Genomic DNA, 14,956 nt, shown 5'->3' with positions numbered 1-14,956 from the left:
ACATGGTGCGTTTTCAATCGAATTTCCGTCAGGCGGCATGGGCCGGCATCGCCCTGCTGGCAGCCGTCACGGGACTTTCGCCCACCACTCGCGCCGCTGATGCGTGGCCAACCCGGGACATCACCTTCTACGTCCCCTACGCGCCGGGCGGCTCGACCGACCCGATCAGCCGCAAGTATGCCGAGCTCCTGGAGAAGCAACTCAAGGTCAAGGTGATCGTCGAGAACAAGCCGGGCGCTTCCGCGACCATCGGCACCGGCGCCGTGATCCGCGCCACCCCGGATGGCTACACCATCGGGCTCGGCTCCAGTTCGTCGCTGGCCTACCAGCCGCTGGAGATGAAAGGGCTGGCCTGGAAATCGGCTGATGACTACCAGTCGATCGCCAAATTGTCCGATCTGCCGGTCATCCTCGCGGTGCCGTCAGACTCGCGCTGGAAGACGCTCGACGATTTCATCACCGAGGCGCGGGCCAATCCGCGCAAGCTGAAAGTGTCGGTATCCGGCTTGCGCTCGATCAACGACATCGTCATTCAGCAGCTCAACAAGCTGGCTGGGCTACGCATCGTCACGGTGCCGTTCACCGGCGGCGGCGGCGAAGCGACGCTGGCCGCACTCGGCGGCCGTGTCGACGGCTCCTCGGGCTTTGCGCCCGGCATGAAGGGCCAGATCGACGCCGGCAAGCTGCGCGCGATCGCGGTGTTCCAGCAGGGCAAATACGATCTGCTGCCGGACGCCAAGCCGATCGGCGAGACGCCGTGGAAAGACACCTTTCCGGTCGGCTACTACGTGATTGCGCCCAACGGCCTGCCGAAGCCGATCCTCGAGAGGCTGACGGCGGTCTCGAAGACCATCGTCGAGAGCGACGAGTTCAAGAGTTTCCTGAAAGCCAACGGCTACACCTCCGATCCCAAGATCGGCGACGATATGAAGCAGGAACTGGCCGCCTACGACGCCAAGTTCCGCGACGTCATCAAATTCCTGGATGACGACAGGTGACGCCGGCAACCAGCTTCGGGCTGCCGCGGGCGCGGCGGCTCGTCGGCCTGCTCGCGCTGCTGCTGGCCGCCGGTTACGTCGCCGACGCCTGGCAGACGCTGTCGGTCGGGCGCTGGCACAAGCCGGGGGCGGCGATTTTCCCGATCGCGGTCGGTCTCCTGCTCGCGATCTCGGCCATTTCGGTCATGCTCGAAAAGCACGGCGCCGACGATTCGATGCCGGCGACCTTTTCGTTGCCGGCGGGCGCCGACCTGCGCCGGTTGCTAAAGGTGCTGGCGGCGTTCGCGATCTACTTCCTGGCGATGCCCCTGATCGGCAACATGATCGCGTCGGCGCTGTTTCTGCTGGCGAGCATGTGGCTGCTGTCGGATGACCCCAAGCGATCGGTCGTGCGGCTTGCGATCTATGCGGTGGTGATCGCGCTCAGTTTCGAATTGTTCTTTGTCCGGCTGCTGAAGGTTCAGATGCCCGCAGGCCTGTTCAAGCAATGGCTGTTTTGACGGTGCAACAATGAACCCCCTCCAGGGCCTGCTCTACGGACTGCACATCGCGGCAACGCCCGCCAACCTGCTTGCGGCCTTTGTCGGCGCGTTTGCGGGCACGGCGATCGGCGTGCTGCCGGGGCTTGGGCCGGTTGCCGGCGTGGCACTGATACTGCCGCTGACGTTCTCGCTCGATCCGACCTCGGGCCTGATCATGATGGCCGGCATCTTCTACGGCTCGATGTATGGCGGCTCGACCACCGCGATCCTGCTCAACATCCCCGGTGAATCCGCCTCCGTCGTGACCGCGATCGACGGCTACCAGCTTGCCAAGAAGGGCCGCGCCGGGGCGACGCTGACCATCGTCGCGGTCGGCTCCTTTGTCGGCGGCACGCTTGCGGTCGTCGGCGTCATGCTGTTCTCGGCGTCGCTGGCCAATCTCGCGATCCTGTTCGGGCCGGCGGAATTCTTCGCACTCACCGCCGGCGGCCTGATCGTGATGTCGCGGATTTCAGGCGGCACGCTGGCCTCGGCATTGCTACCGATGACGCTCGGGCTGATGCTGGGGACCATCGGCCAGGAAGCCGTCACCGGCGAGACGCGGTTTACGTTCGGCCTTCCCGACCTCGCCGAAGGGGTGTCGCTGGTGCCGGTCGTGGTCGGGCTCTATGGATTCGCCGAACTGATGCTGCTGGTCGAGGACAAGGCGCATGCCGCCAACCGGCCGGAATCGGTGAAGATGCGCGACCTGCTGCCGACCCGCACCGAATGGAAGCGCGCGGTGCCGTCGTGGTTGCGCGGCACGTTCCTGGGCTTTCTGTTCGGCCTGGTGCCGGGACCGGCGGCGACGCTGGCGTCGTTCGCCTCCTACCGGCTGGAGAAGGCAACCTCGAAATATGCGAATGAAATCGGCTCCGGCGCGATCGAAGGCGTCGCCGGTCCCGAGGCCGCCAATAATTCCGCCGCCACCGCCTCGCTGGTGCCGCTGCTCGCGCTCGGCATCCCCTTCACGCCGATCGCAGCGCTGATGATCTCGGCGATGCTGGTGCAGGGCATCCAGCCCGGACCGCTGTTGATCACCCAGCACCCGGAAATCTTCTGGGGCCTGATCGCCTCCGCCTATATCGGCAACATCATGCTGCTGGCGCTGAACATCCCGATGGTCGGGGTCTGGGTCAGCCTGCTGCGGATTCCGCATTACCTGTTCATTCCGCTGCTGCTGGTGCTGTCGGTGATCGGTACCTACAGCGTCCGCAACAGCATCTTCGACGTCTGGGTGCTGCTCGCCGCCGGCATCGTCGGCTACGCCTTCAACAAGATGAAATTCCAGCTTGCGCCGCTGGTGGTCGGCCTGATCCTCGGGCCCAATATCGAAAAGCACTTTCGCGAGGCGCTGTTTCTCAGCGACGGCGATCCCTGGATCTACGTCCAAAGCCCGATCGCAATCACGGTCTGGCTATTGGTGGCCGCGATCCTGGTCGCCGGCTTCATCGCCCGCCGCCGCGCCGCGTTTGCCGACGCGATGGCGCAGGAGAGCAGCCTGTAAACGCTATAGCGTTTTCGAGCGAAGTGGTGCCCGGTTCGCGTGAAGAAAACGCGTCAAAACAAAAGGGTAGAAGCCCGGTTCTGATTCAATCAGAACCGATAAGGCTCTACGGCAGCACTTCGCGGCGTTCGGCGAGCAACGCATCGGTTTCCGCGCGCTTGTCTTCCAGCAACCCCGCCTGCGCGGCCTCGATCACCTTGTACAACTGGTGGGCGTCGCTCAGCCTTGTCACCGTCACGTAATCGGCACCAGCCTCGTACAGATCGTTGACGTCGGACAACAGCTCCGCGGTCGCGACGATTTTGGCGGTCGGGTTGAGCGTACGGACGTGCCGGACCAGTTTTTCATTGTCGGCGCCCTTCAACAGCGAGTTCGGTATGCTCAGGATGATCAGTTCCGACTTGCCGACCCCCGCATGCAACAGCGTGTCCACGTTGCTGATATCGCCATAGACTACGTGCATGCCGCGATCCGACAGGGTCCGGAACACGACGGGATTGAAGTCGATCACCGTGATCTGTTCGAGGACCGAAGGGGTATGGCTTTCGATCTCGCTCAACAGCGCGCTGGCGGCGCGGAAGAAGCCAAGGATGACGATTTTGCGGGCTTCGCCGTGCCCGCCCTCGTGGCCGGCATCGGCGTCGTGGCCGTCGTCCAGATCGCGAAGCCCGATCCGCTTCAACGGCCCGATCAGGCCCCGCGTGACCTGATCGCTGCGCGCCATTACGAACGTGCTCAGCACCGCCAGGATCACGAAGGCAAACGATGCGGCGCTCGATGTCTCGGTCCTGATATGGCCTGCGGAAACGCCGGTCTGGATCACGACCAGCGAGAACTCGGATATCTGTGCCAGGTTGATTGCCGGCAGCAGGCTGGCGCGCAGACCCTGCTTCATCAGGTACAGCGGCGTGAACGTGGTCACCACGCGGCTGACCACGGTGAAGGCGGCGATCAGTAGCGCCAGTCCGATCACCGAAAGCCCTGGAATCGGGATGGTCATGCCAAGCGCGACAAAGAACAGCGTGATGAAGAAATCGCGCAGCGTCGTCACCTTGGCGGTGACGTCGAGCGCATAGGGGAAGGTCGACAGCGAAACCCCCGCCACCAGCGAGCCCATTTCGCGCGACAGATGCAGTCTTTCGGCGATCTCGCCGATCAGGAAACACCAGGCCAGCGCGCCCAGCAGGATCAGTTCCGGCCGCCGCGCGATCTGGTGGAACAGCCGCGGCAGCACATAGCGGCTCAGCACCAGCGCGGTCGCCACCAGCACGCCGACCCGGCCGACCGACAGCAGGATTACGCTGACCTGCAGATTGTCGAGGCTCGGCTGCACCGCCAGGAACAGGATCGCGAAGATGTCCTGCAGCACCAGTACGCCGAGCGTGATGCGCCCGGGCAGCGTGTCGAGCTCGCGCTTCTCGTACAACACCTTGACGATGATGACCGTGCTGGAAAGCGCGCAGGCGACGCAGAGATACAGCGCGTCGAAATGGCCGCCCCCAATCGACAGCCCGATTCCCAGGAAGAACAGGGTCCCGAGCAGGCAGCCGCCGATCAACTGCCCGCCCGCCGCAAACAGGATGACCTTGCCGGCGCGCACGATCTTTTTGAGGTCGATTTCGAGCCCGATCATGAAGAGCATGAAGATCAGGCCGAGCTCGGAGATGACGGCGATCGATTCCTGGGACTTGACCCAGCCCATGCCGAATGGACCTATGAAAAAGCCGGCGATAAGGTAGGCCAGGATCAGCGGCTGCCGGGAGAAATGGGCCAGCAGGCCGAGCACCCAGGCGAACAGGATGCATAGAGTGATATCGCCAATGAGTTCGTGCATGATTCCGGACTTTTCCTCCCCGCAACCTAGTGGCGCCCGCGCTCGGATCATACGAGCAATGTGTCACATCCGCGCAGCGGGCTCTTTTCTCACCATTCTGGCCGTCCTGTCGATCCTGCACGGCGCTGACGCCGAAGCCCAGACCGCGGGAAGCATCGAGCAGAATTTCGCCGGTTCCCTCACCGCCATGCCGGCGGAAACTCTCACCGTTTCCGGGGCATTTTATGTACCGGTCTATTCCAGCGTCTCGATGAGCGCGGGCAAGCTGCGGGCGGATTTTTCGGTGACGCTCTGCGTTCACAACGCCTCGGAGACCAGGCCGCTGGTGCTGAAGCGAGTGGCCTATTTCGACACGTCCGGGAAAATGGTGGAGAGCTACCTCAAGACGCCGGTCGCGCTAAAACCGTTCTCGACCATCGAGGTCTTCGTCGCCGCGACCGACGTGCGCGGCGGCACCGGGGCCAATTTCGTGGTCGACTGGGCGGCCACCAGCGAGATCGCCGAACCCGCGGTCGAGGCGCTGATGGTTGGCAGCGTTGGCCCCGGGCATTATGCCTTCATCAGCCAGGGGCGCCCGATCAAGGTGATCGGCAAGAACTAGCCTGCAAAAACGAACTTGAACGAATACGAGCCGGAAGGCCGGAGCAACCAGCCTTCTCAACGAAAAACAAACGGGAGTGAACATCCATGTCGACCGCGGCACCTTTCGATTTTGCAGCCCTGTTGCCAGCCGGATTGCCGGCACCGGCGGCGCGGTGGACGGGCCTTGCCAAATACAGCTTCGTCGGCGGCAACAACGATCCCGACCAGGTGCCGGTCGAGGGCCTGATCGATGCGGTCAATGCCGTGCTCCGCCGCGAGGGCAAGACGCTGGCGACCTACGGTCTGGCGAGTGGCCCGCAGGGCTATCGTCCGCTGCGCGAATTCCTCACGACGAAACTCAAGCGCGACGCCGGCATTAGCTGTGCCGCCGACGACATCATGATCGTGTCGGGCTCGCTGCAGGCGCTCGACCTCGTCAATCAGACCTTGCTGGCGCGCGGCGACACCGTGCTGATCGAACAGGAGAGCTATCAGGGCGCCATCAACCGGCTGACGCGGCTTGGCGTCAAGGCGGTCGGCATTCCCCTCGACGACGACGGGATGCGGATGGACGCGCTGGCGGCTGTTCTGGCCGACCACAAGGCCCGCGGCATCACGCCGAAATATATCTACACCATTCCGACCGTGCAGAACCCGACCGGCACCATCATGCCGGAGAAGCGGCGCGCGGAGATGCTGAAACTGTCGCAGCAATACGGCGTGCCAATCTTCGAGGACGATTGCTACGCCGATCTGGTCTGGACCGGCGAGCGGCCGCCCGCGATCTATGCCATGAGCCAGAATGACAGCGTCATTCACATCGGCTCGTTTTCCAAATCGATCGCGCCAGCGCTCCGCGTCGGCTTCATCGTCGCGCCCTGGGCGATGATGTCGCGGATGCTGGCGCTGAAGACCGACGCCGGCTCCGGCGCGCTGGAGCAGATGGTGCTGGCGGAATATTGCGCACCGCATTTCGCCACCCATGTGCCGAAGCTGACGCGCGGCCTGCGCGCCAAGCTCGACACGCTGATGGAGGCGCTCAACGAACAGTTCGGGACCGCAGCGGAATTCGAGGACCCCAAGGGCGGCATCTTCCTGTGGGTCAAACTGCCCGACAATGTCGATACGCTGAAACTGTATCAGGCGGCGCTGGCCGCCGGCGTCGCCATCAATCCTGGGCCGGAATGGTCGACCGACAAGGCCTATTCCGGCAGCCGGCTGCGGCTGTGCTTCGCCAGTCCCTCGCACGAACAGATCCGCGAGGGCGTTGCCGTGCTTGCCGAGGTCTGCCGTAGGGAGTTCGGCGTGCCGGCGCGCAGCGCCAATGTGGAGAAGCGCGCGTAGCCATAGCCTCAGGCGGTTTCAGCGGTAGCAGACCCGGGCAATCAACAGGATTAGTGGAATGACCGGGCCGCAATCGCAGCATCGCACGGGGATCGCCCTGGTCGTCGCGGCTGCCGTGGCGTGGAGCACCGCGCCGTTTTTCACGCGGCTGCTGCCGTTCGACTCCTGGACCATCCTGTTCTGGCGGGGCCTGTTCGGCGCCGCCATGATCGCGGCCATTCTGGTGCTGCTGCAGGGCTGGAATGGCCTGCGGGATTTCACGCAGATGGACAGGACCGGCTGGCTGGTCGCGGCGCTGTCGACGGTGGGCATGGTGTGCTTCATCCCATCCCTGCAACTGACAAGCGTATCCAATGTCGCGATCATCATCGCAACCGGACCGTTCGTCACGGCCGCGCTCGCCTGGGTCTGGCTACGCGAAGTTCCGCGGCTGCGGACTACGCTGGCGAGCATCGTGGCGTTGTGCGGTATCGCGATCATCGTCGGCGGCGCGCGCCCAGGCTCCGACATTGTTGGCCTCGCGCTGGCCTGCATCATGACGGTGGCGATTGCCGCAATGACGGTCATTGTCCGCCAGCACCGGAACACATCGATGGTCGCCGCCGCGGCGCTGTCGAATATCCTCGGCAGCGTCGTCAGCATTCCCTTTGCTCAGGGCATCCCGGGGGTCACCGCGCACGACCTGTTTATTTTTGCGATGTTCGGGTTCTTCCAGGTCGCGCTGGGCCTCTCTCTGTACATGCTCGGCTCGCGGCTGCTGCCCTCCAGCCAGGCCGCTTTGATCGCCACGCTGGAGACGCCGCTGATGCCGTTCTGGGTATGGCTGGCGTTCCAGGAGGCGCCATCCTCCCGTGCACTTATCGGTGGCGCACTGGTGATGGGCGCCGTCATCGCCGACATCGTCGGCGATCAACGCGAGCAGAAACAACCGGCCTGAGCCGTTACCGCACCGCGAACGGCGACTGATAGGGCCGGCCAAACGGAACGCCGTTGATCACGGTCTGTACCGGCTTCAATAGAGCCTTGCCGTCGCGCTTGTTGTTGCGGGTATCGACGAACGAAACCGGCCCTTCCACCAGATCCATGATCGCAACATCGCCGGGGGCACCGACCTGCAGCGTGCCGATTTTCGGCGCGCGGTTGATGATCTTCGCTGGCGCCGTGGTCGCCATTGTCACCACCTGCTCCAGCGAAAAGCCCAGCGTCATGAATTTGCTCATCACATTCGGCAGGTAGGGCACGCCGGGCGAATTGCCGGAGAAGACGTGGATGTCGGACGAGATCGTGTCAGGCGTGCAGCCGCCGGGGATCGCCACTTCCGCCACCGTGAAGTCAAAACTGCCGCCGCCATGGCCGACGTCGAAAATGACGCCGCGCTGCTTGGCGGCGAGCGCCGCCGGCAACAGCTTGCCGTCCTGCACGATGTTGGTGAACACACCGGCATTGTTGGGAAAACCGGAATAGGCATGGGTCAGCACATCGCCGGGCCGCAACAGATCGAGGATCTGCGACATCAATTCCTTGGTCTCGACGCCGCCGATATGCACCATCATCTTGGCCGGCCAGCCGCACATCTCGCAGGCCTGGATGCCGCGCTTCAGCGGCTCGAGGCCGTGCTTGAAGATCACGTTCTCCGACATCCGCACCTTGACGCCGATCAGGAAGTCCGGATTTTCGGCGAGCGCCATGGCGCAGGCTTCGACCTGGGCATTGTCGATGTTGTAGAGCTCGGCAACCGGGAACGCCGACAATCCGTTGTTGGCGATGTGGACGAAGGCGTAAATCCGCGCCCGCGATTGCGCCACGATGTAGCGGCGCAGCGCGGCGAGATTGTTGACGCCGGCGTCGCCCGCCGACACCACCGTGGTGGTACCCTGAAACTGCACCAGCTCGTCGGCAGGAATGCCGATCGCCGAACCGTAGGGATAGACATGGCAGTGCAAGTCGATCAGTCCCGGCGTCACCAGCTTGCCCGTGGCATCGATGCTCTTCGAAATGCGGGCGGCCGGAATCTCGTTCTCGATCGCTTCGATCACGCCCCAGCGAATGCCGATATCGCGTTTTCCCCGCAGCGACTGGCTGGGGTCGAGCACGTCGCCGCCCTTGATCACGAGGTCGAACTTGTCGTTCGGTCCCATCGCAGCATTGGCGGGGCCTGCCATCGCGGCCACCGCCGCCGATCCACTCAGGCTCAGAAAGTCACGACGTGAAAACCCGGTCATGGCAACGCTCCCCCTGGTAGGCTTTTTATGGCGCGATGATGCGCCGGTGACCGGCGTTGCGCAAGGCGATGCGCATCGACCCACGGCGAGCCCACGCAAAAATGAATGCCCTCGCCGCTGGCCTGCCGGAGCCTGTTGCCCTAGGCTTTGGCGATCAGATCAAGGGCCGAAGAGCCCGACGGGAGGCGTCCATGGTTTCAATGAGAGTTGTCGCGCTTGCGTTTGGCCTGCTCGCATCTACCGCCGCGTTCGCCGACGATCCCCTGCCCCGCGCCAAACCCGAGGACGTCGGCCTGTCCAGCGAACGGTTGGCGCGGATCGGCGAAACCCTGAAAGCCGATATCGCGGCGGGTCGAACGCCCGGCGCCGTCATCGCCATCGCGCGCCGCGGCAAGCTCGTCGCGTTCGACGCCTATGGCTGGCGCGACAAGGCCGCCAATCTCCCGATGACCACCGACACCATCTTCAACATCGCCTCGATGACCAAGCCGATGACGGCGGTCGGCGGCCTGATGCTGTACGAACAGGGCAAGCTCCTGATCAACGATCCGCTCAGCAAGTATTTTCCGAAATTCGCCAATATGCGCGTCGCGGTGCTCGACGGCGACGGGCTCTCAGGCTCCGTCGCGGCCGAACGCCCGATCACGATCCAGGACCTGATGCGGCATACCTCCGGATTGATCTACGGCGGACGCGGCAACACGCCGGTGCACAAGATGTATCCGGCCGGCAGCGGCGATGCGGCGCGCAACTATGATGGCGCGGCCTTCATGGACAAGCTCGCCTCGCTGCCGCTGCTCTATCAGCCCGCGACCGTGTGGGACTACGGCTTCGGTCTCGATGTGCTCGGACAAACCATTGAAAAGATCAGCGGCCAGACGCTCGGGCAATATCTGCAGGCCAACCTGTTCGCGCCATTGGGGATGACCGATACCGGTTTCTCGGTTTCGGCGGAGAAGGCCGCCCGCTACGCCAAGCCGCTGCCGGCTGATCCCGACACCGGCAAGCCGCAGGCGCGCAGCCCCGAACTGACCCAGCCGCTCAAATTCGAATGCGGCGGCGGCTGCGCTGCTTCCACCGCGTCGGACTATCTGCGCTTTGCGATGATGCTGATGAACGGCGGGCGCTCCGGCGAAACCCGCCTGCTCGGGCCCCGGACCGTCGCCTATATGCTTTCCGACCAGTTGGGTCCGAACATCAAAAATCTCGTCGGCAATGCCGATCCGACCCGCGCCGATTACGGCTTCGGTCTCGGCCTCGCGGTGCGCACCACGCCCGGCGTGATCAGGATGATGGGCTCGGTCGGACAATTCTCCTGGCCCGGCGCCAGCGGCACCGACTGGTGGGTCGATCCCAAGGAAGAGCTCGCCGTGGTCTATCTCTCCGCCGCACCCGGCCCGATCCGCTGGCACTACCGACAGAAGATCAACGCGCTGGTGTATCAGGCGATCATGGACTGACGTTGAAAACGCGCGCGTCACGCGCGCGTTAACCCAGACTGAACAGACGTTCAGAAATCTGCGCGGGTTCCACAGGAACGATCGCATCGCCGCGCTGTTACATCCTCGATTCAATTGAGGAGGACAGACATGAAGAAGCTTGGATATGTGTTAGCTGCGCTTGGCGCCATCGTCATCGCGGCACCGTCGATTGCAAGCGCTGAATCCGTTGTGGTCAAGCGTGGCGATCATGGTTGGCATCACGGCTACGGCGCCCGCGCCGAATTCCGTGAGCACGATCGTGGCTGGCATCGCGGCTGGCACCACAATGACCGCGTCGTTGTGATCAAGAAGCATCGCTACTACTGATCTCTGTCGTGTTGAACGGAAAATGGCTCCTCGCGGAGCCATTTTCTTTGTTCGTGTTCTTTGTCTACTTGGTATCGATAGCGAGCCGTTCGGAAGATTTCAGTAGATTTCGAACAGGCCCGCGCCGCCCTGACCGCCACCGATGCACATGGTGACGACGCCCCATTTGGCCTTGCGGCGGCGGCCTTCCTGCAGCAGGTGGCCGGTACAACGCGCACCGGTCATGCCGAAGGGATGGCCGATCGCGATCGAGCCGCCATTGACGTTGTACTTCTCGGGATCGATGCCGAGCTTGTCGCGCGAATAGAGGCACTGGCTGGCGAACGCTTCGTTGAGCTCCCAGATATCGATATCGTCGATCTTCAGGCCGTGGCGCTTCAACAGCTTCGGCACGGCGAACACCGGACCGATGCCCATCTCGTCCGGCTCGCAGCCCGCCGCCGCCCAGGCGACGAAACGGCCCATCGGATTGAGGCCGCGCTTTTCGGCATCCTTGGCTTCCATCAGAACCACCGCTGCCGCGCCATCCGACAACTGGCTGGCATTGCCGGCGGTGATGTATTTGCCAGCACCCCTGACCGGCTCGAGCTTGGCAAGGCCTTCCAGGGTCGTCTCCGGACGGTTGCACTCGTCGCGATCGACGACGTAGTCGACGATGCTTTCCGCCTTCGTCGCCTTGTCGACCACCTTCATCTTGGTCTTCATCGGGACGATTTCGTCCTTGAACTTGTTGGCCTGCTGGGCCGCCGCCATGCGGCGCTGCGATTCCAGCGAGTACTCGTCCTGGTATTCACGGCTGAGCTTGTAGCGCTCGGCGACGATATCGGCGGTGTCGATCATCGCCATGAAGATATCGGGCGCGGCCTTGAGCAGGTCCGGGTCGATCGATTCCTTGGGCGAACCGCCGCCGGGGATCGAGATGCTTTCGACGCCACCGGCCACGATGCAATCGGCACCGTCCGAGCGGATCGAGTTGGCGGCCATCGCGATGGTCTGCAGGCCCGACGAACAGAACCGGTTCACGGAAACGCCGGCCGTCGACTTTGGCATGCCAGCCAAGAGCGCGGCCTGACGGCCGATATTCGGCGCGCCATGCGCGCAATTGCCGAGATAGCAGTCTTCGACATAGTCCTTGGCGACGCCGGCGCGCTCGACGGCGTGCTTGACGGCGTGGGCCGCCATCGACATCGGAGGGGTAATATTGAACCCGCCGCGGCCGGACTTTGCCAGCCCGGTACGAGCATAGGAAACGATAACAGCTTCACGCATTTTTAGACCTCCCTTGGATGCGGCCCAGTATGGACTGGACCACAGTCGGTGTGTAGCAAAAACCTTCAATTCCGGCGGACGGAAAAGGCGGGAATCGGCATCAATCCCAAGCCGGCGCGAAGCCGGGATTTACACAACGCTTGTCCTTCGGCAAGGCCGCGATGACCGCCCGGTCGGCGTCATCGAGCTGCACCTTCAGCGCGTCGAGGTTGGCTTGCTGGCTTTCGACACGCGAAGCCTTGGGGATCGCGGCGACGCCGTCCTGGTCGAGCAGCCATTTCAGCGCCACCTGAGCCGCGCTGGCATTGTGCTTGCGCCCGATCGCAGCCAGCGCCTCGTCGGAGGCCACCCGGCCCTGCGCCAGCGGACAATAGGCCACCAGCGGGATCGATTTCGCAGTGAGGAATTGCCGGAGCGGCGTCTGGTCCAGCATCACATGGTATTCGACCTGGTTGCAGGCGACGGGCGCCTTGATCTCGTCGACCACGGTCTTGAGCAGGGCTATGTTGAAATTGGCGACGCCGATGGCGCGGGTGCGGCCTTCCTCCTTCAGCTTCATCAGTGTTTCAAACATCGCCGGCAGGTTCATGTTCCGCGCCGGCCAATGCACCAGATAGAGATCGACATGGTCGAGCCCGAGCTTCTTCAGGGAAGCATCGAACGCCCGGCGGATCGCGTCCGGCGCCAGATTCTCGTTCCAGACCTTGGTGGTGACATGCAGGTCCTTGCGGGCAACGCTTGAAGCGGCCAGCGCGGCGCCAATGGCTTCCTCGTTGGCATACATTTCCGCGGTGTCGAGGTGCCGGTAGCCCAGATCAAGCGCGCTCTCGACCGCCGCACGGCAGGCATCGCCCTGCATGCGGAAGGTGCCGAGCCCGAGCTTGGGCAGGCTGATGCCCTCTGTGGTTAGATGATCCATGGTGACTCCTGAAAAGGGCTAAAGCACCGCATCCGTGGCAAAGGCCGCGTGGACGGGTATTTCATTGCAGGGAAGGGACGGCTATGGAATAGCCTGCCCGCATGGCGCGGGGCAACTCAAGATCAGGTCAGGACGGCGATGGCGAGGGCGTTGCGACAGTGGCTGGAAACCCATGAACTGCCGGCGATCATCGCCGCCGTACTCGGCGTGATCCTTGCCCTTTCGACCCTGCTCGTGGTCGGCGGCTACTTCCTGGTGACGCCCTGAGCTCAGATATGCTGCGCCATGATCTGACCGGGCCGCGCGTCTGGACGGGGCTCGATATCGACCGACCATAGATCGCGGTTGTCGACGTCCTTCAGGGTCACCGTCATGACTTCGGTTTTGCCGTCGATCGCGACGTGGCCGAAAAACTGCAGCCCGAAGCAAGGTGCGAGATTTTCGCCCTGCTCTCCGCTGCAGCCCTTCTGAAACATCGCCTTGGGCCCAAAGGTGTTGTCGAGATCGCCGGGCGCCCAGGTGCCCGCATGCAGCGGGCCCGAGACGAATTCCCAGAACGGTTCGAAATCCTGACAGGCGGCGCGGTTCGGGTCGTAGTGATGCGCGGCGGTGTAATGCATGTCGGCGGTCAGCCACACCGTGTTGCGGATGCCGGCGCGTTTCATGAACGACAGCAGATCGGCGATCTCGTGCTCGCGGCGTTGCGGCGGACCATCGCCGAGCGCGACGGCATCCTCGCTGATCAGGCCGATCGACATGTCGGCGGCGATCACCTTCCAGGTCGCGTTGGAGGCGACCAGTTCGCGCTTCAGCCACGCCAGCTGCGCAGGCCCGAGGATGAAGGTGTCGCTGTTGTCGTCGCGCTTGTTCCAGGTGTTGTCGCGGTAACTGCGCATGTCGATCATGAAGACGTCGAGCAGCGGGCCGTGCCCGATCCGGCGATAGACGCGGCCGTTGTCGCCGGGTGTCACCGGCATCGGCATGAATTCGTGAAATGCGCGCCGCGCCCGCGACACCAGTTTCGGGACGCCGTCGTCGGCAAAGCCGCTCTCGTCGTAGCTGCCCAGCGGCGCCCAGTCGTTGGTCACCTCATGATCGTCCCATTGCGCGAACATCGGGACTTCGGCGTGGAAGGTGCGGAAGTTTTCATCGAGCCAGTTGTATTTGTAGTTGCCGCGAAACTGCGCCAGGCTGCGCGCGGCGACGGATTTTTCTTCCGTCACGATGTTGCGCCAGATCTCGCCGTTCGGCAGCTTCAGCTCGGAGGGGATCGGGCAATCGGCGTAGATATGATCGCCGGAATGAATGAAGAAGTCGGGCCGGTTGTCGCGCATGGTCCGGTAGGTCCGAAATCCCCCGCGCGCGGGATCGATGCCCCAGCCCTGGCCCGCTGCGTCGCCCGACCAGACGAATGACACCGAACGATGTTCCGCAGGCGCGGTGCGGAAATGCCCGACCTGGGTTTCTCCGGCGAGGCCGCTTGCGATGTCGTCGAAGCGGACGCGGTAAAAGACATCCTGCCCCGCGGGCAGGCCGTCGAGCAGAACTTTCGAGGTGAAGTCGCTGTCCGGCAACGCATCCGATGAAGCCGTGCCAATGATGTTGCTGAAGCTCTCGACGGTGGAGCATTCCACCCGCATCCGGGCCGGCCGGTCGGCACGCGCCCAGATCACCGCGGAATCCGCCGAAACGTCGCCGGACTGAATCCCGCAGGCGATCAAAGGACGATCCGCGGCGCGGCTCACATAGGGCTTGGCGAGGCTGCCGAGGCCGGCGGCCGCGATCGTGGCGGTGGACCTGACCAGCAACTGACGCCGGTTCAAAGCATGCTTGGCGCGTATCGCAATCGGCATCGGGCCACCCTCGTCGAATCACGACAAAGGTGTGCCCGTTGAATTTGACTCTCCGCCGAAGGTTTTGCGACAGGTGGATGACGTAAACTGAGGACTGCA

Annotated in this window: 14 protein-coding genes; 9 read left to right on the top strand and 5 right to left on the bottom strand. The window is 63.6% G+C overall.

Annotated elements, in window-relative coordinates:
• The first annotated feature begins 2 nt into the window (after nt 1-2).
• From FFI89_RS08525 to FFI89_RS08515, 3 genes are read left to right on the top strand one after another with little or no spacing between them, the layout of a single operon-like run.
• Nucleotides 3-998 (top strand): tripartite tricarboxylate transporter substrate binding protein, encoded by a 996-nt coding sequence (locus FFI89_RS08525; protein WP_138834658.1) that lies wholly within the window; start codon nt 3-5, stop codon nt 996-998.
• The gene (locus FFI89_RS08520; protein WP_138834656.1) at nt 995-1,498 is read left to right on the top strand and encodes a tripartite tricarboxylate transporter TctB family protein; all 504 of its coding nucleotides are present in this window, start codon (nt 995-997) and stop codon (nt 1,496-1,498) included. The genes FFI89_RS08525 and FFI89_RS08520 overlap by 4 nt, the downstream gene beginning before the upstream one ends.
• A gap of 10 nt (nt 1,499-1,508) precedes the next feature.
• Nucleotides 1,509-3,026, top strand: a complete 1,518-nt coding sequence (locus tag FFI89_RS08515) for a tripartite tricarboxylate transporter permease (protein WP_138834654.1) — start codon at nt 1,509-1,511, stop codon at nt 3,024-3,026.
• A gap of 106 nt (nt 3,027-3,132) precedes the next feature.
• On the opposite strand, the gene FFI89_RS08510 is transcribed toward FFI89_RS08515, so the two are convergent.
• Nucleotides 3,133-4,860 (bottom strand): cation:proton antiporter, encoded by a 1,728-nt coding sequence (locus FFI89_RS08510; RefSeq protein ID WP_138834652.1) that lies wholly within the window; start codon nt 4,858-4,860, stop codon nt 3,133-3,135.
• A 58-nt stretch (nt 4,861-4,918) separates the two neighbouring features.
• Here FFI89_RS08510 and FFI89_RS08505 point away from each other — a divergent pair, with 58 nt between their 5' ends.
• The 3 genes from FFI89_RS08505 to FFI89_RS08495 all read left to right on the top strand — a co-directional run bounded on the left by FFI89_RS08505 (nt 4,919) and on the right by FFI89_RS08495 (nt 7,723).
• Nucleotides 4,919-5,461 carry a DUF3124 domain-containing protein gene (locus FFI89_RS08505; RefSeq protein ID WP_138834650.1) on the top strand — a complete coding sequence of 181 codons (543 nt, stop codon included), beginning with the start codon at nt 4,919-4,921 and terminating at the stop codon, nt 5,459-5,461.
• An 86-nt stretch (nt 5,462-5,547) separates the two neighbouring features.
• Complete coding sequence (locus FFI89_RS08500) at nt 5,548-6,786, top strand: PLP-dependent aminotransferase family protein (protein ID WP_138834649.1); 1,239 nt, start codon at nt 5,548-5,550, stop codon at nt 6,784-6,786.
• 58 nt (nt 6,787-6,844) lie between these two features.
• The gene (locus tag FFI89_RS08495) at nt 6,845-7,723 is read left to right on the top strand and encodes a DMT family transporter (RefSeq protein WP_138834647.1); all 879 of its coding nucleotides are present in this window, start codon (nt 6,845-6,847) and stop codon (nt 7,721-7,723) included.
• A 4-nt stretch (nt 7,724-7,727) separates the two neighbouring features.
• Here FFI89_RS08495 and FFI89_RS08490 read toward each other — a convergent pair whose 3' ends face one another.
• Nucleotides 7,728-9,008, bottom strand: coding sequence for an amidohydrolase family protein (locus FFI89_RS08490; protein ID WP_138834645.1), 1,281 nt, complete (start codon nt 9,006-9,008; stop codon nt 7,728-7,730).
• A gap of 191 nt (nt 9,009-9,199) precedes the next feature.
• Between FFI89_RS08490 and FFI89_RS08485 the strand changes: the two genes are divergently transcribed.
• Both FFI89_RS08485 and FFI89_RS08480 read left to right on the top strand, forming a co-directional pair.
• Entirely contained in the window at nt 9,200-10,468 is a 1,269-nt protein-coding gene (locus tag FFI89_RS08485; protein WP_138834643.1) for a serine hydrolase, read from the top strand.
• Between the two features lie 129 nt (nt 10,469-10,597).
• Entirely contained in the window at nt 10,598-10,816 is a 219-nt protein-coding gene (locus tag FFI89_RS08480) for a hypothetical protein (protein ID WP_138834641.1), read from the top strand.
• A gap of 99 nt (nt 10,817-10,915) precedes the next feature.
• Here FFI89_RS08480 and FFI89_RS08475 read toward each other — a convergent pair whose 3' ends face one another.
• Nucleotides 10,916-12,085, bottom strand: a complete 1,170-nt coding sequence (locus FFI89_RS08475; RefSeq protein ID WP_138834639.1) for an acetyl-CoA C-acyltransferase — start codon at nt 12,083-12,085, stop codon at nt 10,916-10,918.
• A 100-nt stretch (nt 12,086-12,185) separates the two neighbouring features.
• Nucleotides 12,186-13,004: an aldo/keto reductase gene (locus FFI89_RS08470; protein WP_138834637.1), complete on the bottom strand. Its 819-nt coding sequence runs from the start codon at nt 13,002-13,004 to the stop codon at nt 12,186-12,188.
• Between the two features lie 138 nt (nt 13,005-13,142).
• Here FFI89_RS08470 and FFI89_RS35150 point away from each other — a divergent pair, with 138 nt between their 5' ends.
• Complete coding sequence (locus FFI89_RS35150) at nt 13,143-13,271, top strand: hypothetical protein (RefSeq protein WP_256379173.1); 129 nt, start codon at nt 13,143-13,145, stop codon at nt 13,269-13,271.
• A 2-nt stretch (nt 13,272-13,273) separates the two neighbouring features.
• Here the strand turns inward: FFI89_RS35150 and FFI89_RS08465 are convergent, their stop codons facing one another.
• Complete coding sequence (locus FFI89_RS08465; protein WP_138834635.1) at nt 13,274-14,857, bottom strand: alkaline phosphatase; 1,584 nt, start codon at nt 14,855-14,857, stop codon at nt 13,274-13,276.
• Between the last annotated feature and the right edge of the window lie 99 nt (nt 14,858-14,956).

The sequence above is a fragment of the Bradyrhizobium sp. KBS0727 genome (assembly GCF_005937885.2).
Taxonomy (GTDB): domain Bacteria; phylum Pseudomonadota; class Alphaproteobacteria; order Rhizobiales; family Xanthobacteraceae; genus Bradyrhizobium.
This window is presented reverse-complemented; position numbering and strand designations above follow the sequence as displayed.